Origin of the sequence: uncultured Desulfovibrio sp. (assembly GCF_949282365.1) — a bacterium.
Classification (GTDB): Bacteria; Desulfobacterota; Desulfovibrionia; order Desulfovibrionales; family Desulfovibrionaceae; genus Desulfovibrio.
Genome location: NZ_CASDOY010000025.1, coordinates 1 through 23,774, shown reverse-complemented (window position 1 = coordinate 23,774; position 23,774 = coordinate 1). Strand labels below are relative to the sequence as shown.

The following is a 23,774-nucleotide window of genomic DNA, read 5'->3' as shown; positions in this document are numbered from 1 at the left end:
GCGAGGTCACATTTCTGTGGAACATTCTAATAACATGATGAAATAAATAGAAAATATTGAAACACATAGCCGGTGGAGCATGCTTGCCGCACGCTCCCGCGCCCCTCAGAAAAAGCGTGCAGGGGGAAAGGATGAGGGCTTGGGGAGAAAGAAAACCCCTCTCGCGCGGGCAGCGCCCGGATGGCGGCTTCAGGCCGTACCCGTTGCGACGGAGGAAGTTACGGGCATCGCAGCAGCGATGAGGGCTTTCCCTTTCCCCAAACAAACTGCAGTCGGGTGGACACCCCCTGGGCGGACGCCTTTCCCGATCCGGCTCGACGTTTTTCTCCGCGCGGGATGCAGCAGGACAGACACACGCGCTGCGTGCGACATCACCATCGTGCCATCCCGGAGGTGCGGATGGCACACACGGCGCATCGCGGGCGGCAACGGCTGCCCATGCTCCGGCCGCAGCTCTCACCCGGACAGAGGTTCCCAGGGAGGCCCCATGCCGTCATCCGTTTTCAGCTTCCGGCCCATCGGCATCATCCGCACACCACATACCGATCCGGCGCGCACGCCCCGCCAGCCCATCCATGCCGTGGGCTGCACCGGTCGGGTGGAGATCTTTCCCCCATTCGTGGAAGGCCTTGAAGAACTGGAAAATTACAGCCGCATATGGCTCCTGTTCGTCTTTCATCAGACAAAAGAGGTGCGGCTGAAAGTCATCCCGCACGGACAGGACCACGAGCGCGGCGTCTTCACCACCCGCGCCCCCTGCCGCCCCAATGGTATCGGCATGAGCCTCGTGCCGCTGCTGCGCCGTGAAGGGAACTTCCTGTATGTGGATCATGTGGACATGCTGGACGGCACGCCCCTGCTGGACATCAAGCCCCATTCGCCCGATCTGGACAGCGGTGCAGGCCTGTAAGCGCCCTGCCCGCCGCCCGGGACGAACTGCGGCACAAGCCGGGGAGCCTACGCCCGCGCGACCGCAGTGTCGGCCGACGGTACAGGCTGACACGGACGGCGCGGTCCTCGGCCTGACTGCCCTGCCACCGGCGGTCTTTCGGGACAGGCTGCGAAATCCCGCCGCTGCCCGGCAGTCCCGGTCATCGGGCAGAGGGATACGGCGACGGCTGCCCTGCCGTGCCCGCGTGGGGACGCGGACGCAAGCCGGGCGGGCACCCCGGGCAACAGGCGATGCGCCCGGCCCAGTCTGCCAGTGTCCTGCGGCAACGGGCCTACGTCGTGCCTTGGCTCCGCCCTGGAACGATCCCCTAGGAAGCGCACCGTCTCCCGATCGCGAAAACGCCCGCAAGACCGGCTTGCGGGCGTTTTGTCAACGGCACAAGGGAGGCCCACATGGGCCTCCCGGCGGGCATTTCAGGGCCGAAGAGGAGAGCCCTGAAATCTGGTGGCGTTCGCGGCCACGGCCGCTCCCGCACGGCCTAGTCGGCCTGGGTGCGGATGAACGTGGGAATCTCGAAATCTTCCTCGCTGTAGGTGAAGTCCTCATGACCGGGGTTGTGCGGCCGGCGGGTCATGGACTGCTGCCCCAGCTGGGCTCCCGTACGCAGGTAGGTCGGTTTTTCGAACTGGTCCTGGACATAGGGACCGTAACCGCCCTGGGGATAGGAGTTCGGCGGAATCCAGTCGCCGCGCTGGCGCACGGGACGTGGACGGGGCTGTTCGTAGGCCGGAGCCTGCGGCGCTTCCATGGTGCGGGCGGCCGAAGCAGCCTGCGCGCCGGGGAATTTGGTCACATTGTTCTTCACCGGTTCGGACACGGGCTGCACCACCGTGGCGCTGGGGTCGATGCCCGTGGCGATGACGGTCAGGCGCAGTTCGTCGCCGATGGTGTCGTCATAGACCACGCCAAAGATGATGTTGGTATCTTCGGGCGTGGCGTCGGCGATGATGTCGCCGATCTCGGCGATCTCGTCGGTGGAGATGTCCATGGACGCCGTGATGTTGTAGAGCACGGCCTTGGCGCTTTCCAGCGAGACGTCTTCCAGCAGGGGGCTGTTGATGGCGCGCTGGGCGGCCTCGCGGGCGCGGTTTTCGCCGGCGGCCACGCCGGTACCCATCAGGGCCATGCCGGCCTCGGACATGGTGGTGCGCACGTCGGCAAAGTCGAGGTTGATCATGCCGTCGGCCAGGATCACGTCGGAAATGCCCTTGACGGCGTAGAACAGCACGTCATTGGCTTTCTGCAGCATGGCGGAGAACGGCGTTTTCTTGGGCGCGAAGGCCAGCAGGCGGTCGTTGGGGATGGTGATCAGGCAGTCCACATGCTGCTTGAACTCTTCCAGCCCTTCTTCGGCAAAGCGTTTGCGGCGGCTGCCTTCAAAGGAAAAGGGTTTGGTCACCACGCCCACGGTCAGGGCGCCCATCTCCTTGGCGGTCTGGGCCACCACGGGCGCGGCGCCCGTGCCCGTGCCACCGCCCATGCCGGCGGTCACGAAGACCATGTCGGCATCGCCGATGGCCTCGCGGATGGCGTTGACGCTTTCCAGGGCCGCCTCGCGGCCGATGGCGGGATTGGCGCCGGCACCAAGGCCCTTGGTGAGCTTTTCGCCCAGCTGGATCTTGACCGGAGCATTGTTCTTGCTCAGGGCCTGCATATCGGTATTGGCGCAGATGAACTGCACGCCCTGCAGGCCGGAAGCGATCATGTTCTGCACGGCATTGCCGCCGCCGCCACCAACGCCGATGACCTTGAGTTTGGCATTGTTGCCCAGCGTGATATCGATATCGTCAACAATGGACTGTGACATAGTTCCCTCTCCTCTATGTACTAAAGCTGCCCGCTTCGTTTTTTAGGAAATATCGGAAAACCACTTTTTCATGCGCGCCAGCAGCCCCTCAAAGATGCCGCTCTCGCTGTGTGTGGGGGTAAATTTCTTCTGGCCGGAAACTTCCTTTTCCGCGCCGTAGCGCAGCAGACCCACCGCCGTGGAGAACTTGGGACTGTTCACCACATCCTTCAGGCCGCCCACATTGCGGGGATAGCCGATGCGCGTGGGCAGATTGAAGATCTGGCTGCCCAGCTCCTGGCAGCCTTCGATCAGGGCCGTGCCGCCGGTCAGCACCACGCCCGCCCCCAGATAGGCCTTGTAACCGGAATCTTCCAGGGTACGGTTCACAAGGCACAGGATCTCTTCCATGCGGGGCTCGCAGATCTCCGCCAGGATCTGGCGGGAGATGCGGCTGGGATCGCGTCCGCCCACAGTGGGGACTTCGATGAACTCGTCATGCCGCACCATGTCGGTGAGGGCGCAGCCGTATTTGAGCTTGATGCGTTCGGCCGCCGCGATGGGCGTACGCAGGCCAAAGGCGATGTCGTTGGTCAGGTTCTGGCCGCCCAGCGCCAGCACATGAGTATGCTTGATGGAGTCATTGACGAAAATGGCGATATCCGTGGTGCCGCCGCCGATGTCCACCAGGGCGACGCCCAGCTCGCGTTCTTCGCTCGTCAGCACGGCCTTGGCCGAGGCCAGGGATTCCAGGGCGATGTCCGAGACCTCCAGCTGGCTGCGGTGACAGGAGCGCACGATGTTCTGGGCCGAAGTCACGGCACCGGTCACGATATGCACCCGCACTTCAAGGCGCACGCCCGCCATGCCCAAGGGGTCCGCGATCCCGCGCTGGTTATCGACGATGTATTCCTGCGGCAGGATATGGATGACTTCGCGGTCGGCCGGGATGGCCACGGCACGGGCGGCGTCAAGCGCGCGTTCCACATCGCGCTGCCCCACCTCGCCCCCTTTGACGGCGATGACACCGTGGCTGTTGATACCGGCGATATGCCCGCCGGCGATCCCCACATAGACCGAGTTGATCTCGCAGCCGGCCATGAGTTCGGCATCCTCGATAGCGCCGCGAATGGACTGTACGGTCTGTTCGATGTTCACCACCACGCCCTTGCGCATGCCGTGGGAAGGACGGGTGCCGATGCCGACGACGTCCACCAGGCCGTTTTCCGCCATCTCGCCCACTACCGCGCACACCTTGGTGGTGCCGATATCAAGGCCAACAATGAGATCCGCCATAGTTACTCCTCACCAAGCATCATCCACGCATGGACTGGCTGAGCGTCACCCAGACACTGCCATTGACCGAACGCACCTCGCGCACGTTCTTCAGCTCGTGCCTGCGTGCCAGATCCCCCAGCGTCAGACCAATCCGGGCAAGATTACCGGCCCAGTCATCTGTCGCGATGGAAAGCCGCATCTCGCGGTCTTCCAGATAAATCTCAATGCCCCGGGCGGGGCTCACCGTGATCGAAGCGATGGCTCCCGCTTCCACCGGCAGGCTGCCCGCATGCAGGTCCTTCATGAAGCGGGGCAGATAGGCCACATCGTCCTCGGCCCCCGTTTCCACCGTCAGGGTCGGCAGGGAGAGGAAGTTCCGGCTCTCCACCGGCGCGATGGCCTCGCCGCGGTCATTGGCATAATAGAGCACGCCGCCCTTGTGGACCCAGAACGTGGGCATGCGCTCCGTGATCTTGATGACGAAGCGGTCCGGCAGCAGACGTTTGACGGAGACCTCCTCCACCCAGGGGGTGGCCCGCAGGCGGCGCTCCACTTCCGCGATGCTGACCGCCAGGGAATTTTCCCCTTCCTTCAGGCCGCCGTATTGCAGCACCATGTCCCGCGACAGCCGCACGTTGCCAGCCACATCGATGTGGCGCGTGGCAAAAAAGTCACTGGTCGTGGCCTTGCCGTACAGCCAGATGGACCCGGCGCACACGCCCGCCACCACGCCGGCCAGCACCGCCAGCAGCAGCAGGATGCCGAAAAATCGCTGCACATGCCCGCCCTGCAGCTTGCTCCAGAGGCCGAAGGGCTTTTTTTCCCGGGACGGTTTGCTGCGGTTCCTGGTATTGGCACGGGCGGTAGTGCCGCGGCTGGGAGCAGCCGTCGTACTGCCGCTGTAAGAGCGTGTATTGCGACGATTTTTTTTCAGCGAGAAGGACACGGCACGATCCTGACTTCCGTTTCCAGTGCGATGCCGAACTGCTCCAGCACGCCCTGCCGCGCTTTTTCCATCAGCTCAAAAGCGGCCGTGGCGCTGCCATTTCCTTCATTTATCAAAAAATTGGCATGCATGGCAGAAAAAGCCATCCCGCCGAGCCGCCTGCCGCGAAAGCCGGCCTTGTCCAAGAGGATGCCGGCGGGCTTGTCCGGGGCCGGGTTTTTGAACACGCAGCCCGCGCTCCATGCAGTCACAGGTTGTTTAGACTTTTTCTCGCAAATGTTGCGATGCATGAGTTTAGAAATGCCATTCCTGTCAGTCTTGGTCAAGTCAAATATGGCTTCAAGCACAAGAAATCCGCTTTTTTTGCCGTCCACCAGCAGGCTTCTATAACCGTATTGCAGTTTCCCCGCCGGGAAGGTCTGCACGCGGCCGTCAACAATGGCTGTGATCTCAACAAGATGCCTGCACGTCTCGCAGCCGTAGGAGCCCGCGTTCATGGCCACCGCTCCCCCGACGCTGCCGGGGATGCCCACCAGGCCTTCCAGCCCGCCGAGGCCGTGCCGGGAGCAGAATCCGAGCAGGCGCGGCAGGGGGATAGCGGCACCGGCGCGCACCCGGGCCCGTGTGGCGGACTCGCTCACGATCTCGGGACCTGTCCCGATTGCAGAACGGATCAGCACGACTGGTAATTCACCGTCACGGGCAAGCAGATTCGTGCCCGCGCCAATGATGAACGGACTGCCTCCCAGCTGCCGCAACCGTTCCTCCAGCAGCGGATAGTCCCCGGCATGCTCCAGGACCAGTTCCGCCAGGGCCCGGCCGCCGAGATGCAGTGACGTGCGCTCCGCCAGCGAGGGGGAAAGGATCTCACGCATCCCTGCCGCCCTCCAGCCAGGCGGGCCCCACACGAGTGATGGTACCGGCCCCCAGGGTCAGCAGCACGTCACCGGGCTGCAGGATGCCGTCCAGCCCCTTGATCATGGCGTCGATGGTCTGGAAATAGGTGACCGGCGTCTCGGAGACCTGCCGCATGCCCTGGGCCAGGCTCTCGCCGGAAACGCCGGGGATGGGCTTTTCGGACGCGGCGTAGATCTCAGTCAGCACCAACTGGTCCGCCACATCGAAGACCTTGCAGAATTCGCCGAAGTGGGCCTGGGTACGGCTGAAGCGATGCGGCTGGAAGGCCACCACCAGACGGCGGCCCGGGAAGACCTGACGGGCCGTGGCCAGGGTGGCCGCGATCTCGGCCGGATGGTGTCCGTAATCGTCCACCACGGTCACACCGCCGCGCTCGCCCTTGAATTCGAAGCGGCGTCCCACGCCCCGGAAGGTGGACAGCCCCTCCACGCAGCGGGCAAAGGGGATGTCGGCCGCCATGGCCGCCCCGATGGCCGCCAGGGCATTGAGGATGTTGTGGCGCCCGGGGTGGGGCAGCCTGACCTCGCCCAGATCCTCATCGCCGCGCCAGACCTCGAAGCGGCTGACCATGCCCGATTCCAGCAGGACGGCGCGCAGCTGGTTGTCGGCGGCAAAACCGTAGGTCAGCACCGGGCGTTTGACGCGCGGCAGCAGGGCGCGCACGCCGGCATCATCGCCGCAGACCACGTTGAGGCCGTAGAAGGGGACCTTGTTCATGAACTGCACGAAGGCCTCGTCGATGGCCTGCCGGGTGCCGTAATGGTCCAGATGGTCCTCGTCCACGTTGGTGACCACGTTGATGATGGGGAACAGGCAGAGGAAGGAGCCGTCGGATTCGTCTGCCTCGGCGATGAGGTAGTGGCCGTGGCCCAGATGGGCATTGGTGCCGTAGACGTTGAGGCGGCCGCCGATAATGACCGTGGGGTCCAGACCGGCCGTATCGAAGATGGAAGCCGTCAGGGACGTAGTGGTGGTCTTGCCGTGCGTGCCGGCGATGGCCACGCCCTGACGCAGGCGCATCAGCTCGGCCAGCATCTCGGCACGGGGGATGATGGCGATGTTGCGGCGGCGCGCTTCCACCACTTCGGGATTGTCCTCGGCGATGGCCGTGGATTTGACCAGCACCTGCACGTTGCCCACGTTCCCGGCGTCATGGCCCACGGCGATGCGGGCCCCAAGGCTGCGCAGATGCTTGACCACAGCGGAATCGCTCATGTCCGATCCAGAAATGTCATAGCCCAGGTTGAGCAGCACCTCGGCGATGCCGCTCATGCCCGCGCCGCCGATGCCCACCATGTGGATCTGCCGGATCTTGCTGTCCATATGTCTCTCTCTGTCCAAGAAGGTCGTTCGTGATCTTACCGTGCGCACACGGCTTCCAGTTCGTCCGCCACAAGCTCCGCCGCCCGGATACGGGCGCAGCCGGAGGCCGCCGCGGACATGGCCCGCAGCCTGTCCGGGGCCTGCAGCAGGTCCGTGACCTGCACCATGAGGCCGTCGCTCTCCATCCGGGACTCGGGCAGCATCAGGGCCGCCCCTTCCGCCACCAGGGCCTGGGCATTGCGGGTTTGGTGATCGTGGATGGCATGGGGGAAGGGCACCAGCACCGATGGCAGGCCCGCAGCGCAGAGCTCGGCCACGCTGGTGGCGCCGGCGCGGCAGAGCACCAGATCCGCCCAGGCGTAGGCGGAGGCCATGTCGTCGATGAAGGCGCTCACGCGGGACGGATCATACCCGGCCGCCGCATAGGCCTCCCGGGTGGCGGCCTCGTCATGCACGCCGGTCTGGTGGCGCAGGGCGATGCCCGCGGCCCGCAGCCCCGCAAGGTGCGCGCACACATGGACGTTGAGGGCGTGGGCCCCCAGGGAGCCGCCCATGACCAGCAGGCGCCTGCCGGAAAAATCATGCGTCCGGCCGGCCAGAGCCACCACGGCGGCACGCACGGGATTGCCCGTGATCACGGTCTTGCGGGCGTCGAAGCCTTCAGTGCCCGGCAGGGACAGGCAGACGCGCCGGGCAAGGCGACCCAGGATGCGGTTGCTCACTCCGGCGATGGCGTTCTGTTCGTGCAGAACGGTGGGCAGGCCGGCAAGACGGGCCGCCAGCATGGGCGCAAAGGCCGCATAGCCGCCGAAACCGGCCACCACCTGCGGACGGAAACGCCGGATGATGCCCCGGGCCCGGCAGACGGCGCAGGCCATGCGCCCCGCAGCGGCAAAGGCCCGCAGGCCCCTGCCCAGGAAACCGCGCACCGGCAGGCCGATGAAGTCGATGCCTGCGGCCCGGACCAGCCGCTGCTCAGGGCCGTACTGCGAACCCACGAAGAGCAGCTCCACAGCAGGGTGCCGCGCCCGCAGGGCTTCCGCCACGGCCAGTGCCGGGAAGATGTGCCCGCCGGTGCCGCCGGTGGTCAAGAGGATTCTTTCCATATACTCCCCTCCTTGCCCGTGGCCGTGCGGGAAAAATTCATGAGCAGGCCCACGCAGAGCATGGTGGCCAGCAGGTTGCTGCCGCCATAGCTCATCAGAGGCATGGGCACGCCCTTGGGCGGCGCCACCCCCATGACCACGGCCAGGTTCATGACCGCGCCCATGGCCAGGATGACGGTCAGGCCGAAGGCGGTCAGGCGGTCCCGCAGCTCGGTCTGATGCATGATGATGCGGTAACAGCGCCAGAACAGCAGGCCGAACAGCAGCATGACCACGGTCACGCCCACAAAGCCCAGTTCCTCGGCCAGCACGGCCATGATGAAGTCGTTATGGGCTTCGGGCAGGTAAAACATCTTCTGGCGGCTGGCCCCCACCCCCACGCCGAAAAAGCCGCCGGAGCCGATGGCCAGCAGGGACTGCACCAGATGGTAGCCCGTATCGGTGGGATCGGCGAAGGGATCCAGGAAGGCCAGCAGGCGGCGCAGACGGTAGGGTTCGAGGATGGCCAGGGCCATGGCCCCGGCGCAGGCCAGGATCATGGCGAAGAAAAGATAGATGAAGCGCGTGCCCCCGGCCAGGCACATGAAAAACAAGATGCTGGCCACCACCACGGCGCTGCCGAAGTCCGGCTGCAGCAGGAGCAGGCCGCAGAACAGGCCCGTCACCGCGAAGGGCGGGATGACGCCGCGGCTGAAGGTCTTGACCAGAGCCTGCTTGGAACTCATGAAATAGGCCAGATACAGGGCCAGGGAGATCTTGACGAACTCCATGGGCTGCAGGCTCACGGGCCCAAGGGGGATCCAGCGCTTGGCGCCGTTGATGGACGGCGTCAGGGGCGAAAGGGTCACCAGCAGCAGAAACAGGGACAGGAAAATGGCCGGATACTGCAATTTGTAGAGCCAGTTGCGGGGCAGGAGGGCCGCGCCCCAGAGCACACCGCCCCCCACGATGGCGAACAGCAGCTGCCGCTTGAAGAAATAGTATTTGTCACCATTGACCTGCTCGGCCACGATGCCGCTGGCCGACAGCACCATGATCAGGCCGATGGCCAGGATGATGAGCATCAGGGTGAACAGCCACCAGTCGAAGCCCTCGAAGCTCACCTTGCCCAGGGCCTGGGCTAGGCCCCTGGCCTGGGGAACGGCGTCTTCCACCTTCCTGCTTTTCCCGAGGAACAGATTTTTCATGCCAGGCTTCCCACGATGCGCTTGAAGTCGTTGCCGCGCTCCACATAGTTGCGGTACTGGTCGAAGCTGGACGTGGCCGGCGCCAGCAGCACCACGTCCCCTGCCGCCAGCCGAGGCTGCAGGGCCAGGACGGCCTGTTCCATGGTCTCGTGCCAGCACAGGGGCACCACCCCCTGCCAGGCCTGTTCAAAGACCTCGCGGCTGGCGCCGTACAGGTTCACGCTCCTGGCCTTGCGGCGCAGCAGCTCCTTCATGCCTTCCAGATCGCCGCCCTTGAACTTACCGCCGCAGAGCAGATGCACGGACCTGTCCATGGCGTCCAGCGCCACCCGCAGTGCCGCCACCGTGGTGCACTTGGAGTCGTTCACATAGAGCACGTCCCGCACACGAGCCACCGATTCCAGACGGTTGGGCAGAGGCCGGAAAGCGGCCACGGCGCGCGCGGCGTTCTCCTGCGTCACTCCGAACAGGCGGCAGGCCTGCCAAGCCGCCTCGGCGTTGTACTGGTTGTGCCGCCCGAACAGGGGGCAGTCCGGGAATCGGTTTTCGGGCCGGATCCAGACCTTGCGGGCCCGAAGGCCGTGGCGCGCGGCCAAATCCTCCAGATCCGGCGCCAGCACGGCCAGGTCGTCCCCGTCCTGACAGCGGAAGATGCGGAATTTGGCCTCGATGTATTCGTCCATATCCTTGTGGTAATCCAGATGATTGGGCGAAATGTTCAGGATGACGGCCGCGCGGGGATGGAAGGTGATGCAGCCCTGCAGCTGGAAGCTGGAGACCTCCAGCACCAGCACATCGGCCTTTTCCCCGGACAGCAGATATTCCGAAAGGGGCGTGCCGATATTGCCGCCAAGGAAGACCCGCAGCCCCTGCTCCCGCAGCATGGCCGCCGCCAGGCTGACCGTGGTGGTCTTGCCGCTGGTGCCGGTCACCGCCAGCACGGGCTCACCATCAAGGGCACGCCAGGCCAGTTCCATCTCGGCCAGGATCTCCGTGCCTTCCGCATCGGCATGGGGGCCCATCAGCTCGCGCAGGCGCACCAGAGGCAGCCCGGGGCTGGGCACCACGAGCCTCGCACCGGCAAAGAGCTCCGGCCCCTGTTTCCCCAGCACCAGCTCAATGCCTTCCGCGCGCAGGGCCTCGGCCGACGCATGGTCCAGGGCCTGGGGATCGCTCTCCAGCAGACGCACCCGCGCGCCCTGCCGCACCAGAAGACGGGCCGCGGCCTTGCCGGAACGTCCGGCGCCCACAACCACTGCCAGCTCACCGGCCTTGATGCACCAGCCACGATCTTCATTCTGAGCCATGTCATTCCCTCGCAAATAAGATATCGCCATGCGCTGCCGGGCAGGCCGGTCGGGCCTCCGGCGCATGGCGCGCGGACTTGGGCCGGACGGCCGGCAGCCCGCCATGCTAACGCAGTTTCAGCACCGACAGGGCCACCAGGCCCAGCAATGCTGAGGTGATCCAGAAACGGATGATGATCTTCGATTCCGGGATGCCCTTGAGTTCGAAATGGTGATGCAGGGGGGCCATACGGAACAGGCGTTTGCCGCCTGTCCAGCGGAAATAGCTCACCTGCATGATGACGGACAGCGTCTCGGCCACGAACAGGCCGCCCACCACGGCCAGGATCAGTTCCTGCTTGCAGAGCAGGGCCAGATAGCCCAGCACGCCGCCCAGGCCCAGCGAACCCACATCGCCCATGAAGACCTGGGCCGGGTAGGCGTTAAACCACAAGAAGCCCAGACCGGCCCCCACCAGGGCCGCGCAAAAGACCGTGACCTCGCCCACGCCGGGCGTATAGGGCAGCAGCAGGTAACTGGCGAAACGAGCATGGCCCGTCACATAGATGAAGATGGCGAAGACGATGCCGGCCACGATGCAGGGGCCGATGGCAAGACCGTCCAGGCCGTCGGTCAGGTTGACGGCATTGGACGAAGCCACCATCACGAAAACGCCGAACGGCAGGTACAGGGGGCCCAGGTCGGGCGCCCAGTCTTTGACGAAGGGGATGCTCAACTGGCTGGAATAGCCGGGATCCATGACCAGAAAGAGCATGGCCACCGCCGCCACGGCCACCTGGCCCGCCAGCTTGGCCCGGCCGCTGATGCCGCGGTTCTCGGCATGGCGCAGTTTGGTCATGTCGTCCCAGAAGCCCACGGCCGCGAAGCCCCAGAACACCAGCAGGGTCTGCCAGATGTAGAAATTGCCCAGATCACCCCAGAGCAGCAGGCTGACGGTCAGGCTGAAGAGCATCAGCAGGCCGCCCATGGTGGGCGTGCCTTCCTTGCAGGCGTGCGTGGTCACTTCCTGCAGGATGTGCTGCCCGCATTTTAGGCGGCGCAGCCAGGCGATGAAGCGGGGCCCCAGCAGGATGGACAGCACCAGGGCCGTGACCAGCGCGGCCACGGAACGGAAGGTGATGTAGCGGAAAACGTTGAAGGCCGTCCACTCGGAAGACAGCGGTACCAGCAGGTTATACAGCATGCGGGCCCTCCGTGCGGCTGCCGGGCAGCCAGTCGCTCTGTTTCAGGGCATCGAGCAGTTCTTCCAGATGGTTGCCGCGCGAGCCCTTGAAAAGCATGAGCCCGCCCTGCTCTCCGGCATCGGCGGGGACGCATCGGCGCAAGGCCTGCACGAAGGCCTCCCCGGAATCCACCGGCTGGAACCTGCCCGGATACAGGCCGTGTTCCAGACCGTCACGCACGGCCTCGGCATGACCGCCGCGCCAGAAGACCATGAAGGGACGCAGCCGGGCCAGATGCCTGCCCAGGCGCTCGTGTTCGCGATCCGCCACGCTGCCCAGCTCGCGCATCTCGCCCAGCACCGCCACGAAGGGACGCTTCTGGGCGCTCTCCGCCGCGGCGTCGAGCATGCGGGCCATGGAAAGAGGATTGGCGTTGTAGGTGTCGTCCACGATGTCCCAGCTGCCCCAGCGGCTGCGGGCGAAGCGCTGCGGCGGCAGCTGCGCGTCGGCGAAACCGGCGGCTATCTCCCCGGCCGAGAGGCCCAGCATGTGGGCCGCAGCAGCCACGGCGATGCAGTTCTCCGTGCCGTAGTCCCCGCGGAACGGCGCCACCACGTCGCAGGGCTTGCCGTCGAGCCACAGGCGGTACTGCCCGTGCACGCCGTCGCTGCAGCCCGCATAGGCGGCGCGGTAGGACAGCGGGCGCCCGCTGGCCGTGAAGAACAGCACGTCTCCGAACACGGCCCGCGCCTCGCGCACCAGATCGTCGTAGTCGGCGCTCACCAGGGCCTGGCCTTCCGGCGCCAGATGGGCCAGCAGACGGGATTTGTGCCAGGCCACGCCACGCTCGCCCAGGCCTTCGGTATGGGCGGCGCCCACATTGAGGATCAGGGCCAGGTCGGGCCGCAGGATGGCGCCCAGCTCGTCCATGTCGCCCTCGCGGCTGATGCCGGCCTCGAAGACCCAGAAGTCCTCGTCGCCGTCGGCCTTGAGCATGCACAGCGGCATGCCCACCTGATTGTTGAGATTGAGGGCATTGCAGGCCGTCTTGCCGTGCCGCGACAGGATATGGGCCAGCAGTTCCTTGACCGTGGTCTTGCCCGCGGAACCGGTGATGCCCACCACCCGCGCCGGGGACTTGCCCCGCCAGAGCGCGGCCACCGCGCCCAGGGCGCGCACCGTGTCCGGCACCACCAGCACCGGGACGGAAAGCTCCGGCAGCGGACGCGCGGCCAGCACGGCCACCGCGCCCTGCTCCACGGCCCGGACGGCATAGTCGTGGCCGTCCACGCGCTCGCCGGCGATACAGACGAACAGACTGCCCGGCCCGGCCTCACGGCTGTCCGTGACCACCGACGTGACCGCCACGCTGCCTGCAGCAACGGCCACGTCCCGGGCGCAGCCCAGGCAACCAACGATTTCAGCAAGATCTAGGCGCACCCCAACAGCTCCCGCACCACTTCCTGATCACTGTAGTGATGTTTGGTGCCCTGAATGATCTGATAGTCCTCATGGCCCTTGCCGGCGATCAGCAGGGCGTCGTCAGGGCCGAGCATTTCCACGGCCCTGGCCGTGGCCTTGCGCCGGTCCACCTCCACCACGACCTCCCTGGCTTCGCGCAGGCCGGGCAGCACGTCTTTCAAGATGGCTTCCGGATCCTCGAAACGGGGGTTGTCCGATGTCAGCACGGCCACGTCCGCATGGCGGGCCACGGCCTCGCCCATGAGCGGGCGTTTGGTGCGGTCGCGGTTGCCGCCGCAGCCGAAGACCGTGACGATGCGCTTGAATCCCGCGCCGCGCAGGGCCTGCAGGACATTGACCAGCGCGTCCGGCGTATGCGCGTAATCCACGAAAACATGCAACTTGCGGGCATTGGGCACCCGCTCCAGCCGGCCGCAGACACCGTGGAAGCCCTCCAGATGGCGCAGATCGTCCGGCGACAGGCCCAGCTCCAGCGCCAGTGCCTGCACGGAAAGCAGGTTGGATGCATTGAAGGCCCCCACCAGCGGTGAGTGCAGCTCCCACTGCTGGCCGTCCAGATGCATGCGCAGATGGCAGCCGTCGGTACCGGCGGCCAGCAGTTCGCCCCAGAGGTGGCGCTGCTGCGGCAGGGCCTTGTGCAGGCCGAAGGACAGGGCGCGCGGGCACAGCTCCAGCAGGCGGCGGCCCCAGGCGTCATCGGCATTGATGGCCATGACCTTGTCGGCGCGGGGCAGCTCCAGGAACAGGCGCGACTTGGCCCGGAAATAGCTTTCCATGTCCTGGTGGAAATCCAGATGGTCCTGGGTCAGATTGCTGAAGGAGGCTCCGGCAAAGGGCACCCCGCAGACGCGCTGCTGCTCCAGGGCGTGGGAGGAGACCTCCATGACGGCGATGTCCACCCCGGCCTGCGCCATGGCCGCCAGCATGGCGTGCACGCGCAGCGGATCGGGCGTGGTCAGGGGCGCGGCCTCGCAATGGCCGGGCCAGCGGTAGCTGACCGTGCCCATGACGCCCACCTTGTGGCCGGTGGCCGTGAACAGATGTTCCAGCAGGTAGGCGCTGGTGGTCTTGCCGTTGGTGCCGGTGACGCCCAGCACGCGCAGGGGCAGGCTGTCGGTATGCCAGCGGGCCTCGGCAAGACGCCACAGGGCCTCGCGCGGGTCGTCATGGAAGATCACCGTGCGGCCCGCGCTGCGGGCGGCCTCGGCTTCGGCCCCGCCGGGCAGGCAGATGATGGTGGAAGCTCCGGCCTCCACGGCCGGCGGGATGAAACGGGCGCCGTCGGCATTGACGCCGGGGACGGCCACAAAGATGTCCCCTTTGCCGACTTCGCGCGAGTCGGAGCGTATCTCCCCCCCCTCACGGCGCACTGTATCGAGCAACTGATCAAATTCGCGATTCACGGTTACCTCTCCGAGAGCCACAGAACATAGGTGACGTTTTCCCCTTCCTTGGGCCAGGCCGTGCCCGGCGGCGGGCTCTGCCTGACCACACGCGTGCCGCTCCCCTTGAGCTCCGGAACGATACCTGCCCGGGCAAAGAGTTCCACGGCATTGCGCACGGTCTTGCCCTTGACGTCCGGCACACGGCTGGATGCCCGCGCCAGATGGCCGGGCTGATGCATGGACGGCGGCCGGCCGGTCTGGACCTCTTCCCTGGCCAGGAAGGGCACATCCAGCCGCGAAAGCTTGAGACCGCGCTGATGTCCCTTGCTTTTCTCCTGTTTCGCCTCCTCCTTTTGCGCCAGCGCCGCCGCATCGGGCACGATGGCCCCGCTGTAGGTGATGGCGCGCGAGGCAATCTCGCGGAAGACGGGCGCGGCCACCACGCCCCCGTACTGGTTCTTGGTGGGTTCGTCCACCAAGACCACGATCAGGTAACGGGGATCGTCGGCGGGCAAAAAGCCCACGAAAGAGGCCAGGCGCTTGGCGCCGTAGGAACCGGCCTTGTGGTCGGCCTTCTGGGCCGTCCCTGTTTTGCCGGCCACCTCCACGCCCTCGATGCGGGCGCGTTTGCCGGTGCCGTCCTTTTCTTCCACCACGTCGCGCATCATGCCCATGACCTCGCGGCAGACGCGCTCGGAAAAGATGCGTTCGTAACGCTGTTCCACGTTGACCGGCTCGTTCAGCAGGCGCAGCGGCTTGTAGACGCCGTTGTTGAGCAGGGTCAGGTAGCCCTGGGCCATCTGTACGGCCGTGACGGAGACGCTCTGTCCAAAGGCCGTGGACATGAGGTCGGCCTCGCTCCAGGAGCGGGGCTGGCGCAGGATGCCGCGGCTGTCGGCCACGGGCACGCTGGTGCTCTCGCCGAAGCCCAGGCCGTGCAGGTACTTGTAGAGCGTGGGTGCGCCCAGCTCCAGACCGATCTTGGCCATGCCGATATTGGACGAATAGCGCAGCACCTTGTGGGCGGGCAGGACCCCCTGGCGCGAGGTGTCGCGGATGGTCACGCGCTTGATCTCCCACTTGCCGTTCTCGCAGTCGATGGCCGTATTGCGGTTGACCTTGCGCTCCTGCAGGGCCGTAGCCATGACGAAGGGCTTGAAGGTGGAGCCCGGCTCCAGGGCGTCGGAGGCCAGCCTGTTGCGGTAGATCATGGGGCTGGACTGGCGATAGGTGTTGGGATTGAAGAAGGGATACTGCGCCCAGGCCAGGATGTCGCCGCTGGGCACGTCCACCACCAGGGCACCGCTCCAGCGGGCGTCGAAATCGCGGGCCACGCGGGCCACGGCCTCTTCGGCGATGAACTGCAGCTGCACGTCCAGGGTCAGCGTCAGGTCCTCGCCCTTGAGTTCGTCCTTGCCTTCCTCATGCAGGTAGAAGCGGCGGCCCATGGCGTCACGCTGCACCACCATGCGCGTGGGCGTCCCGGCCAGACGTTCGTCCAGCGAGCGCTCCAGACCCTCCAGGCCCTTGTCGTCCATACCCACGAAGCCGAGCAGCTGCCCGGCCAGATGCTTGAAGGGATAGACGCGGTCATATTCCTTGGAAAGGCCGATGCCGGGCAAAGCGGCCTTGCGCACCGCCTCGGCGGTATAGTCGTCCACCTTGCGGCGCAGCCAGACGAAACGGCGTTTGGTCTTGGAGAGCTCGTCATAGAGCTTCTGGGGCTCGATGCCGAGGATGGGCCCCAGAGTGTTGGCCATGGTCAGGAAATCCTGGACCTCCTGCGGACGCGCGTACACGGAGCGGGCCTCCACGCTGCGGGCCAGCACCTGTCCGTTGCGGTCCGTGATCATGCCGCGCTTGCCGGTGACCAGTTCCGTGGCCATGTGCTGGCGGCGGGCCTTGTCGGCCAGACGGGGGCCTTCGATCATCTGCAGGTACCAGGCGCGTCCCCACAGGCCCAGCCACAGGCCGCAGAAGATGACCACGACCAGACCGATGCGGGCTTTGCCCCAGTCCACCCGGTCCTTCCAGGTCAGCCCCCTGTTCTTGGGCGCGACCGAAACGCGCCGTGCCCCGCTGCGGACGCTACGCGCCGCGCCACGGGCCGGACGGCCTTTGCGGTCCCCGGTATCGGATGAGAATTTGAACATGCGTCCCCCGCTTGTGATGCCTGCCGGCTACTGATCTTCCATACGCCGGACCTGCCCCGGCCTGGGCTCTTTCATGCCGAGCTCCTCCGCCTTGCGGCGCAGCTCGTACGGGGAGAGAAGGCGCTCCCGCTCCACTTCCAGTTTGGCGCGCAAGGCCTTGCGTTCCTGCAGCTTGTTCTGGGCAATATTGATGAAATAGGTGGTATCGATGCGCTCGATATTGCTCCAGACCAGGATCAGGCACATGGTCATGCAGGTCAGCAGGCCCACAGCCAGCAGGAGCAGCCAGCTCCTGGTCTGCACCCTGCCCTGGCCGCGGAACGGCAGCCCCACAGACAGCTTCTTCATGAAACCGCCTCGGCTATCTTTTCCACAGCGCGCAGTTTGGCGCTGCTGGCCCGGGGATTGAGCGCCAGTTCGTCCTCCTCGGCCTGTACGGGCTTTTTGCAGAGGATCCTGACCTCCGGCACATGGTGGCAGACGCAGACCGGCACATGGCGCGGGCAGCGGCAGCCCTCCGCCCAGTAGCGCATGGCCTGCTTGACCATGCGGTCTTCCAGGGAATGGAAGGAGATCACGGCCAGACGACCGCCCAGGGAAAGCCGCCCGAGGATGGCATCCAGGAAGCGGCGCAGTTCGCCCAGCTCGTCATTGACGGCCATGCGCAGGGCCTGGAAGGTGCGCGTGGCGGGATGGCGGCGGGCCTTGGCGCGCCACGCGGGCGGATAGGCCTTTTCCACCAGGGCCGCCAGCTGGGCGGTGGTATCGATGGGGCTTTTCTGGCGGGCATCCACGATGGCCCGGGCGATGCGTCCGGCCTGCGGTTCTTCGCCCAGGGTGGCGATGCATTCCTTGAGGCGGTCGAAATTCTCGCGGTTGACCCAGTGCCAGGCCGAGGGGGCACCGGAATGCTGGTCCATGCGCATGTCCAAGGGCCCGTCCCCGTAAAAACTGAAGCCGCGCCCGGCCTCGTCCAGCTGCAGGGAAGAGACGCCGATGTCCAGCAGCGCGGCATCCACCCTGTCCCAGCCCAGGGAGTCCAGGGCTTCCCCGAACTGGCTGTAGCGGCAATGGAACGTGTGGACACGCTCCCCGAAGGGCTCCAGACGGCGCCGGGCCAACTCCAGGGCCTCCTCGTCCCGATCCAGGGCGCAGAGCTCGGCCTGCGGGGCCGCCTGCAATATGGCCGAGCTGTGTCCGGCCATGCCCAGGGTGCCGTCCAGGATACGCACGGGACGGTCCCTTCTGGCGTCCAGCACAGGCTGCAGGGCCGCGAGGGTCTCTTTCATCAGGACAGGGATATGCAGGGCCGCCGCATCTCGTTCCTGTCCCTGCTGCTGCATGGTCATGGGTACCTCTAAAGCGCTATATCCAGCTGGCAGGCCGCCACTTCATCGCTGACGTCTTCCACCAGCAGGGCGTCGAAGCGGGCCTGATCCCAGATCTCGAATTTGTCCGACATCCCCACCAGGACCACATCCTTTTCCAGGCCTGCGGCCCGCATCAGGGGCTGAGGGATGCGTATGCGGCCCTGCGCGTCGGGGATCATCTTCTGCGCAAGGCCCAGCAGTTTCGTTTTGACGTGGGAAAGCTTCATGGAAGGGAGGGGGACGCTGTTCAGCTTGGCGACGATGGCTTCCCAGTCCGTGGGCATATAGGCCTTGAGGCCCCCGTACAGCCCGATGGTCAGCCAGAAAGACCCGTCTCCCGCGGCCTGCAGAGCTTCTCGGTACTCCGGCGGCAGCAGCAGACGGCCCTTGGTGTCAAGATTGCGATATGCGCTCTGGATAAACAGGTTTGCCATGCCCTTCCACCTGTCGCCCACGATTTACCACGTTTTCCCACTTATGCCCCACCCTTTCCCCCTGTGTCAAGGGAATGCGGCGGGGCCGTGACCATCTGATGCCGTTCCGCGCGCGTCCCCCGGTGCGGCGCCGGCGTCATCCCGGCCACCGCCGCCGGGGCGGCAGGCTGTCCTAGCGCTTGACAACCCGCTGGAAAGCCCGGATAGTTCCCCCGGTCAACATCATAAAAAAGAAAGCCCGCGCTCCCCCGCGGGCATCATCCAAGGACACACATATGAGAACAAAGATCGTCGCGACCATCGGCCCTGCGTCCAATTCCAGGGAAAAGCTGCGCCAGCTCGCCGAGGCGGGCGTCAGCGTCTTCCGCCTGAACTTCTCCCACGGTTCGGCGGACGATTTCATCCGCATCATCAATGACATCCGCGAAGTGGAAAAGGAACTGGCCAAGCCCATCACCATCATGCAGGACCTTTCCGGTCCCAAGATCCGTCTGGGCGTGGTGCAGGAAAAGACCATCCAGGTCACCAAGGGCATGCAGCTTTTGCTGGGGCTTTCCAGCCAGCGCACGGACGAGCTGCCCTTCCTGCCCTTCGACCATCCCGAGATCCTGGAGAGCCTGGAACCCGGCGACCGTATGGTGCTGGCCGACGGCGGCCTGCAGTTCACCGTGCAGCAAAGCCGCCCCGACGGTCTTGTCCTGCTGGAAGCCAACAACAGCGGCCTTGTGACCTCGCGCAAGGGCCTGGCCCTGCCCGGCAAGGCCACCAAGGTCCGCGCCCTGACAGACAAGGACAAAAAAGACCTGCGCGACGGCCTGGCCCTGGGCGTGGATGCCGTGGCCATCTCCTATGTGCAGACGGCAGACGATGTGCGTGAAGCCAAGGAACTGATCGCCGCCTCGGGCCGTCGCGTGCCGGTGGTGGTCAAGCTGGAACGCCAGAGCGCCGTGGACAACCTGGGCGAGATCCTGAAGGAGACCGACGTCATCATGGTGGCGCGCGGCGACCTGGGCGTGGAATGCCCCCTACCCCTGCTGCCCGCCCTGCAGAAGCGCATCATCCGTGCCTGCAACGCCATTTCCAAGCCGGTCATCGTGGCCACGCAGATGCTGCTCTCCATGGTCAACAGCCCCGCGCCCACCCGCGCCGAGACCACGGACGTGGCCAATGCCGTGCTGGACGGCGCCGACTGCGTGATGCTCTCCGAGGAGACGGCCATGGGCAACTTCCCGGTGGAGACCGTGCAGTATATGCGCAAGATCACCGACGAGGCCGAACGCCTGCTGGTCAACGACCGCAAACTGGAGGAACCTTCCGCCAACAAGGGCATCCCCGAATTCCTGGCCTACTCCGCCTGCCTGCTGGCCGAAAAGGCCCATGCCAAGGCCATCGTCTCGCACAGCCTCAGCGGCGCTTCGGCCCGTCAGGTCTCCAGCTGCCGTCCTCCCCAGGACATCTACGCCCTGACGCCCGACCCCACGACCATCAAGGCCCTGAACTTCGTCTGGGGTGTGCATCCGGTCTTCGTCGCCGACCCGGCCAGCGACCCCAGCCACCTGAGCCGCGCCGAGAACTTCATCCACCACAGCCCGGACTTCAAGCCCAACGAATGCGCCGTCATCACGGCCGGCCAGCTCAAGGGTTCCTCGGCCACCCCGCGTGGCACCAATCTGGTGAAGCTCTACTGGAAGTAGGGCCCGCCAGCCTCCCCTGCCCGCTGAAGGCCGCCCCCTGGGGCGGCCTTTTGCCTGCACGCGGCCCCGCGAACCGTCGGCGACAGCTGGCAGGCTCCCGCAAGGCCGCAGATTTCCCCGCCTCCGCCGGCCGTCCCCCCACCATCCCTGACGCGGACAGCCAGCACCGAAGAAGCGGGCGCAGACCTGCCATCCAGGCTGCCTTCCCGCTGCCTTGCGTAAGTTCCATCTTCGCGATGGGCTGTCGTTCAATTGGCAGGACGGCGGATTCTGGCTCCGCTAATCAAGGTTCGAGTCCTTGCAGCCCAGCCATCACAACTTCATAGCGCGTCCCCATCGTCTAGCCGGCCCAGGACAACGGCCTTTCACGCCGTCGACAGGGGTTCAAATCCCCTTGGGGACGCCAAAGATTTCAACAGGTTACAGCCTGTTTTTATATCTGAGCTTTCAGGGTTACAAGCCCAGGGTTACAATCCCTCAAGAACTCGCCCTTCTTGAGGGATTTCCTTTTTCAGAAGGTCACCCACAACCTGGCCAATCCCACTGTCGCCAAGCGCTGTCACGATCTCTTCCTGATCCGTGTACAGCCCGGCGCTTTTTGTATACCGGTCAGTCGTTGATGCCCGGTAATGTCCCATCAGTATCTGGGCCGCATTCAGGCCCAGCTCCATAAAGGCAATGGCCGCGCTCTTGTGTCGGATAGCATGAAAGCCGAACGGTCTGACGCCCGCCCTTTCGCACAATTCACGCATAAAATGCCTGCGCTGTCGAAAGGGTTGTCCAAGGTGAGAGTCGCACTGCAACTGCATGAAGACATTTTCGACCTTGCAAGGCCGGGTATCATACCACCACGACAGGGCCGTAATCAGCTCTGGGTGGAGCTTCAGCCAGCGAACTCTTTCCTTGCCACTTCCGGCCTTGTGATCCAGAAGACGGATTTTCCCTTCTGTCAGGTTCACGTCCTGCCATGTCAGACGAAAGACTTCTCCGCGACGCGCTCCGGTATAGAACAAGGTCAGCAGCATGATCAAATCCTGCCCTCTGGCCTGATGCAATACCTTGATGATGTCTTCTTCTGGAGGAACATAGCGTTCCCTACGCGAAACAGCAAATGGAGGGATCTTCCTGAACGGAGCGGTTATTTGCGGGAAATCCTCTACGAAGTCAAGGCCCCACGTCCATGCTGCCAACAGATTCTTGCGATATTTGTTGGCGACATTCCCCCCTCTCGCAGCATAAATCCGGGCCAAGAAACGATATGCCCGCGAGGAGCTAATTTCATCCAGGGCAGTAATTCCGGCCTTACCGCAGAAATCGAGAAACTCCCGCATGACAAGCTGTTTTTCCACATAGGTCTGACGGCTCATCGTTTGCTGGGCATAGGAGAGATAATCATTCCCCCAAGTCATAAGCAGTTCCAAGTCCGTGCGGGTCTTCTCTTCTTGAAGAGCCTTTACGAGCTGTTCTTCTTCCCATTTTTTTGCGGCCCGCCATTGTGGTCCGAATTTTTTTCCGGGAGGGAACATTTTGCAAGCAATCTGTTTCCCACCCAGCACTACGCGGGCCAGCCAGCGGCCTCCCTTGTCTGGTCTCAATGTCGGCATGGAAATACTCCAACACTGCTCCCCAGTTGAAATGCCAGCACTGTCCCATGCGCCTGCCGCCGAGCTGAGAGGCTACCCTCTTCACTGTGCGAGGGTCAAGTTTCAGTATTCTGGCAAGCTGTTTCAGGGTCAGGAAGTCATCGGGGGAATAGCGTCTCATGATTCGATCCATTATGAAGCTCGCAAAGGCGGATATATTTTGCGACAAGCTCCATCATTGATGTACATCCGTTTTGTAAAAGCATTTTTTCTCTATGCCGTTTTACACCGCTTGGAGAAATGGAAAGCTGCACAGCGATTTCTCTGTTACTGAATCCATCAAGAATTAGCAGAAAAACTTCTTTTCCCCTTTGAGTAAACCCCATATCCGAAAGTACAGTCTGTTGACAAACCGTATTCGTACACGAAGACAGGGCTTTCACGGAGGAGTTATGAGACATCCTTTTACGAATCTCTGCCAGATGCTGATAAAGCGTACCGATTTTTATGCCAAGGCGGCTACTTATTTTTTTTGAGCGACTTGCCATCACGGAGCATTTTTAAAATTTGTTGGTGCTGTCTACTCAAACGTACTGTCTCCATCTTGACCTCCAGGAATTTTGAAAAACGGTAAAGAATATCGCTTGCATATCACACTCTGGAAGTCTTGGGCAGTGGCCATTTTTTATAGAAAAAGAATTTTTTGGGAGTCAAAGACTTCACTCAGAACCATCCGCAAAGTGGGTGGTTTGCTCTGGCCCTGTAAGGGCCTGTTACCGGCTGCGCCTAAAGACGCTGGCTTTCACGCTGTTCAAGCCCAGTGCCCTTGCCGCCTTGGCTACCCCTTAAAGGGGTCTTGATATTCGCGTGATGTCAGCTTGTCTCTCATAATGTCGTGACGTTCCTGATCCTGGATATATTTTTTGATCGTTGCCTCATTAAGCCCCACCGTACTGACATAATATCCTTCGGCCCAAAATTTTCTGTTGCCAAACTTATATTTAAGGTTTGCGTGCTTATCGAATATTATCAACGAACTTTTCCCTTTCAGGTAGTCCATGAAATTTGCCACACTGATTTTAGGAGGAATGGACACCAGCATGTGGACATGATCCGGCATCAGATGCCCTTCCAGAATCTCAACCCCTTTATATTTGCAGAGGCATTGCAAAATTTCTTTTATACTTTCACGGAGCTGTGCGAAGATTATTTTCCTTCTCTATTTTGGAGTAAAGACGATATGATACTTGCATAACCATTTCGTATGCGCTAGGCTATGCGCCTTGGTTCCCATAACAAAAACACCTTTCCGTTAATGTTGCGATGGGCTTGAACAACTTCATCGTAGCGGAAAGGTGTTTTTGTGCGTATAACATATTGTCTCCCCCGCATAACAGGTGGTTTTTTGTTTCGCGCCTGTCAGGCGCTCAACAGGCTAAAGCACATAAAAAGTGTCGGGCAGCGGCAACGTCGCTGCCCGACAAAAATTAGGCCATGTCAAGCTAACTCCTCATGATGGAATAACATGTGCAGAAAAGTGGACGCAGTGAAAGTCTCCTGCCCTGCCCCTCGTTCTTCACAGAGAAGGTGCCAGTCTCAATCTAGTCGTAGAGCCGGAAGCCCTGCACCACCTTTTCCACCTGAGGGGCGTAAGTTTGTTCCTTGTGCTTCGGGTAGCTCATGCGGAGGATGCGGGCGGCAGGATAG

The 23,774-nt window shown here is 63.7% G+C and carries 19 protein-coding genes, 2 tRNA genes and 1 pseudogene; 4 read left to right on the top strand and 18 right to left on the bottom strand.

The features are described 5' to 3' along the window. The first annotated feature begins 487 nt into the window (after positions 1 to 487). Complete coding sequence (gene tsaA, locus Q1X76_RS06505; RefSeq protein ID WP_300718813.1) at positions 488 to 910, top strand: tRNA (N6-threonylcarbamoyladenosine(37)-N6)-methyltransferase TrmO; 423 nt, start codon at positions 488 to 490, stop codon at positions 908 to 910. 520 nt (positions 911 to 1,430) lie between these two features. Here the strand turns inward: tsaA and ftsZ are convergent. From ftsZ to Q1X76_RS06430, 15 genes are all read right to left on the bottom strand, one after another. After that, a complete protein-coding gene (gene ftsZ, locus Q1X76_RS06500; RefSeq protein WP_300718812.1) occupies positions 1,431 to 2,759 on the bottom strand; it encodes a cell division protein FtsZ in 1,329 nt (442 codons plus the stop codon). Between the two features lie 42 nt (positions 2,760 to 2,801). Further along, positions 2,802 to 4,034, bottom strand: coding sequence for a cell division protein FtsA (gene ftsA, locus Q1X76_RS06495; RefSeq protein ID WP_300718811.1), 1,233 nt, complete (start codon positions 4,032 to 4,034; stop codon positions 2,802 to 2,804). A 19-nt stretch (positions 4,035 to 4,053) separates the two neighbouring features. Then, positions 4,054 to 4,962, bottom strand: a complete 909-nt coding sequence (locus tag Q1X76_RS06490; protein WP_300718810.1) for an FtsQ-type POTRA domain-containing protein — start codon at positions 4,960 to 4,962, stop codon at positions 4,054 to 4,056. Beyond that, entirely contained in the window at positions 4,947 to 5,837 is an 891-nt protein-coding gene (gene murB / locus Q1X76_RS06485) for a UDP-N-acetylmuramate dehydrogenase (protein ID WP_300718809.1), read from the bottom strand. Before murB ends, Q1X76_RS06490 begins: the two co-directional genes overlap by 16 nt. After that, positions 5,830 to 7,203, bottom strand: coding sequence for a UDP-N-acetylmuramate--L-alanine ligase (gene murC, locus Q1X76_RS06480; protein ID WP_300718808.1), 1,374 nt, complete (start codon positions 7,201 to 7,203; stop codon positions 5,830 to 5,832). The genes murB and murC overlap by 8 nt, the downstream gene beginning before the upstream one ends. A gap of 35 nt (positions 7,204 to 7,238) precedes the next feature. Continuing rightward, entirely contained in the window at positions 7,239 to 8,309 is a 1,071-nt protein-coding gene (gene murG, locus Q1X76_RS06475; RefSeq protein WP_300718807.1) for an undecaprenyldiphospho-muramoylpentapeptide beta-N-acetylglucosaminyltransferase, read from the bottom strand. Then, the gene (gene ftsW / locus Q1X76_RS06470) at positions 8,291 to 9,496 is read right to left on the bottom strand and encodes a putative lipid II flippase FtsW (protein WP_300718806.1); all 1,206 of its coding nucleotides are present in this window, start codon (positions 9,494 to 9,496) and stop codon (positions 8,291 to 8,293) included. The genes murG and ftsW overlap by 19 nt, the downstream gene beginning before the upstream one ends. Next, a complete protein-coding gene (murD, locus tag Q1X76_RS06465; protein WP_300718805.1) occupies positions 9,493 to 10,803 on the bottom strand; it encodes a UDP-N-acetylmuramoyl-L-alanine--D-glutamate ligase in 1,311 nt (436 codons plus the stop codon). The genes ftsW and murD overlap by 4 nt, the downstream gene beginning before the upstream one ends. Positions 10,804 to 10,909: 106 nt before the next feature. Continuing rightward, positions 10,910 to 11,986, bottom strand: a complete 1,077-nt coding sequence (gene mraY, locus Q1X76_RS06460; RefSeq protein ID WP_300718804.1) for a phospho-N-acetylmuramoyl-pentapeptide-transferase — start codon at positions 11,984 to 11,986, stop codon at positions 10,910 to 10,912. Then, positions 11,976 to 13,406: a UDP-N-acetylmuramoyl-tripeptide--D-alanyl-D-alanine ligase gene (murF, locus tag Q1X76_RS06455; RefSeq protein WP_300718803.1), complete on the bottom strand. Its 1,431-nt coding sequence runs from the start codon at positions 13,404 to 13,406 to the stop codon at positions 11,976 to 11,978. The genes mraY and murF overlap by 11 nt, the downstream gene beginning before the upstream one ends. Beyond that, on the bottom strand, positions 13,397 to 14,851 hold the full coding sequence (locus tag Q1X76_RS06450; RefSeq protein ID WP_300718802.1) for a UDP-N-acetylmuramoyl-L-alanyl-D-glutamate--2,6-diaminopimelate ligase: 1,455 nt from the start codon (positions 14,849 to 14,851) through the stop codon (positions 13,397 to 13,399). Before Q1X76_RS06450 ends, murF begins: the two co-directional genes overlap by 10 nt. Positions 14,852 to 14,853: 2 nt before the next feature. Next, positions 14,854 to 16,986, bottom strand: coding sequence for a penicillin-binding transpeptidase domain-containing protein (locus tag Q1X76_RS06445; RefSeq protein WP_300718801.1), 2,133 nt, complete (start codon positions 16,984 to 16,986; stop codon positions 14,854 to 14,856). Between the two features lie 27 nt (positions 16,987 to 17,013). Beyond that, entirely contained in the window at positions 17,014 to 17,334 is a 321-nt protein-coding gene (locus tag Q1X76_RS06440) for a hypothetical protein (RefSeq protein ID WP_300718800.1), read from the bottom strand. Then, positions 17,331 to 18,293 carry a 16S rRNA (cytosine(1402)-N(4))-methyltransferase RsmH gene (gene rsmH / locus Q1X76_RS06435; RefSeq protein ID WP_300718822.1) on the bottom strand — a complete coding sequence of 321 codons (963 nt, stop codon included), beginning with the start codon at positions 18,291 to 18,293 and terminating at the stop codon, positions 17,331 to 17,333. Before rsmH ends, Q1X76_RS06440 begins: the two co-directional genes overlap by 4 nt. Positions 18,294 to 18,343: 50 nt before the next feature. Continuing rightward, complete coding sequence (locus Q1X76_RS06430) at positions 18,344 to 18,790, bottom strand: division/cell wall cluster transcriptional repressor MraZ (RefSeq protein ID WP_300718799.1); 447 nt, start codon at positions 18,788 to 18,790, stop codon at positions 18,344 to 18,346. A gap of 275 nt (positions 18,791 to 19,065) precedes the next feature. Here Q1X76_RS06430 and pyk point away from each other — a divergent pair, with 275 nt between their 5' ends. From pyk to Q1X76_RS06415, 3 genes are all read left to right on the top strand, one after another. Then, positions 19,066 to 20,484 carry a pyruvate kinase gene (pyk, locus tag Q1X76_RS06425; RefSeq protein WP_300718798.1) on the top strand — a complete coding sequence of 473 codons (1,419 nt, stop codon included), beginning with the start codon at positions 19,066 to 19,068 and terminating at the stop codon, positions 20,482 to 20,484. 237 nt (positions 20,485 to 20,721) lie between these two features. Then, a tRNA-Gln gene (locus Q1X76_RS06420) sits at positions 20,722 to 20,796 on the top strand. Between the two features lie 17 nt (positions 20,797 to 20,813). Further along, a tRNA-Glu gene (locus Q1X76_RS06415) sits at positions 20,814 to 20,890 on the top strand. A 61-nt stretch (positions 20,891 to 20,951) separates the two neighbouring features. Here the strand turns inward: Q1X76_RS06415 and Q1X76_RS06410 are convergent. The 3 genes and pseudogenes from Q1X76_RS06410 to tnpA form a co-directional block, all read right to left on the bottom strand. Then, complete coding sequence (locus Q1X76_RS06410) at positions 20,952 to 22,088, bottom strand: site-specific integrase (protein WP_300718797.1); 1,137 nt, start codon at positions 22,086 to 22,088, stop codon at positions 20,952 to 20,954. Between the two features lie 137 nt (positions 22,089 to 22,225). Then, the gene (locus tag Q1X76_RS10105; RefSeq protein ID WP_366140992.1) at positions 22,226 to 22,453 is read right to left on the bottom strand and encodes a helix-turn-helix transcriptional regulator; all 228 of its coding nucleotides are present in this window, start codon (positions 22,451 to 22,453) and stop codon (positions 22,226 to 22,228) included. Positions 22,454 to 22,905: 452 nt separating this feature from the next. After that, positions 22,906 to 23,361: pseudogene (gene tnpA / locus Q1X76_RS06405) on the bottom strand (IS200/IS605 family transposase). Between the last annotated feature and the right edge of the window lie 413 nt (positions 23,362 to 23,774).

Excerpts from the sequence above, each read along its gene's own strand:
- tsaA (WP_300718813.1), top strand. The coding sequence starts at position 488 with ATGCCGTCATCCGTTTTCAGCTTCCGGCCCATCGGCATCATCCGCACA.
- ftsZ (WP_300718812.1), bottom strand. The coding sequence starts at position 2,759 with ATGTCACAGTCCATTGTTGACGATATCGATATCACGCTGGGCAACAAT.
- ftsA (WP_300718811.1), bottom strand. The coding sequence starts at position 4,034 with ATGGCGGATCTCATTGTTGGCCTTGATATCGGCACCACCAAGGTGTGC.
- murB (WP_300718809.1), bottom strand. The coding sequence starts at position 5,837 with ATGCGTGAGATCCTTTCCCCCTCGCTGGCGGAGCGCACGTCACTGCAT.
- murC (WP_300718808.1), bottom strand. The coding sequence starts at position 7,203 with ATGGACAGCAAGATCCGGCAGATCCACATGGTGGGCATCGGCGGCGCG.
- murG (WP_300718807.1), bottom strand. The coding sequence starts at position 8,309 with ATGGAAAGAATCCTCTTGACCACCGGCGGCACCGGCGGGCACATCTTC.
- ftsW (WP_300718806.1), bottom strand. The coding sequence starts at position 9,496 with ATGAAAAATCTGTTCCTCGGGAAAAGCAGGAAGGTGGAAGACGCCGTT.
- murD (WP_300718805.1), bottom strand. The coding sequence starts at position 10,803 with ATGGCTCAGAATGAAGATCGTGGCTGGTGCATCAAGGCCGGTGAGCTG.
- mraY (WP_300718804.1), bottom strand. The coding sequence starts at position 11,986 with ATGCTGTATAACCTGCTGGTACCGCTGTCTTCCGAGTGGACGGCCTTC.
- Q1X76_RS06445 (WP_300718801.1), bottom strand. The coding sequence starts at position 16,986 with ATGTTCAAATTCTCATCCGATACCGGGGACCGCAAAGGCCGTCCGGCC.
- Q1X76_RS06440 (WP_300718800.1), bottom strand. The coding sequence starts at position 17,334 with ATGAAGAAGCTGTCTGTGGGGCTGCCGTTCCGCGGCCAGGGCAGGGTG.
- Q1X76_RS06430 (WP_300718799.1), bottom strand. The coding sequence starts at position 18,790 with ATGGCAAACCTGTTTATCCAGAGCGCATATCGCAATCTTGACACCAAG.
- pyk (WP_300718798.1), top strand. The coding sequence starts at position 19,066 with ATGAGAACAAAGATCGTCGCGACCATCGGCCCTGCGTCCAATTCCAGG.
- Q1X76_RS06410 (WP_300718797.1), bottom strand. The coding sequence starts at position 22,088 with ATGCCGACATTGAGACCAGACAAGGGAGGCCGCTGGCTGGCCCGCGTA.
- Q1X76_RS10105 (WP_366140992.1), bottom strand. The coding sequence starts at position 22,453 with ATGGGGTTTACTCAAAGGGGAAAAGAAGTTTTTCTGCTAATTCTTGAT.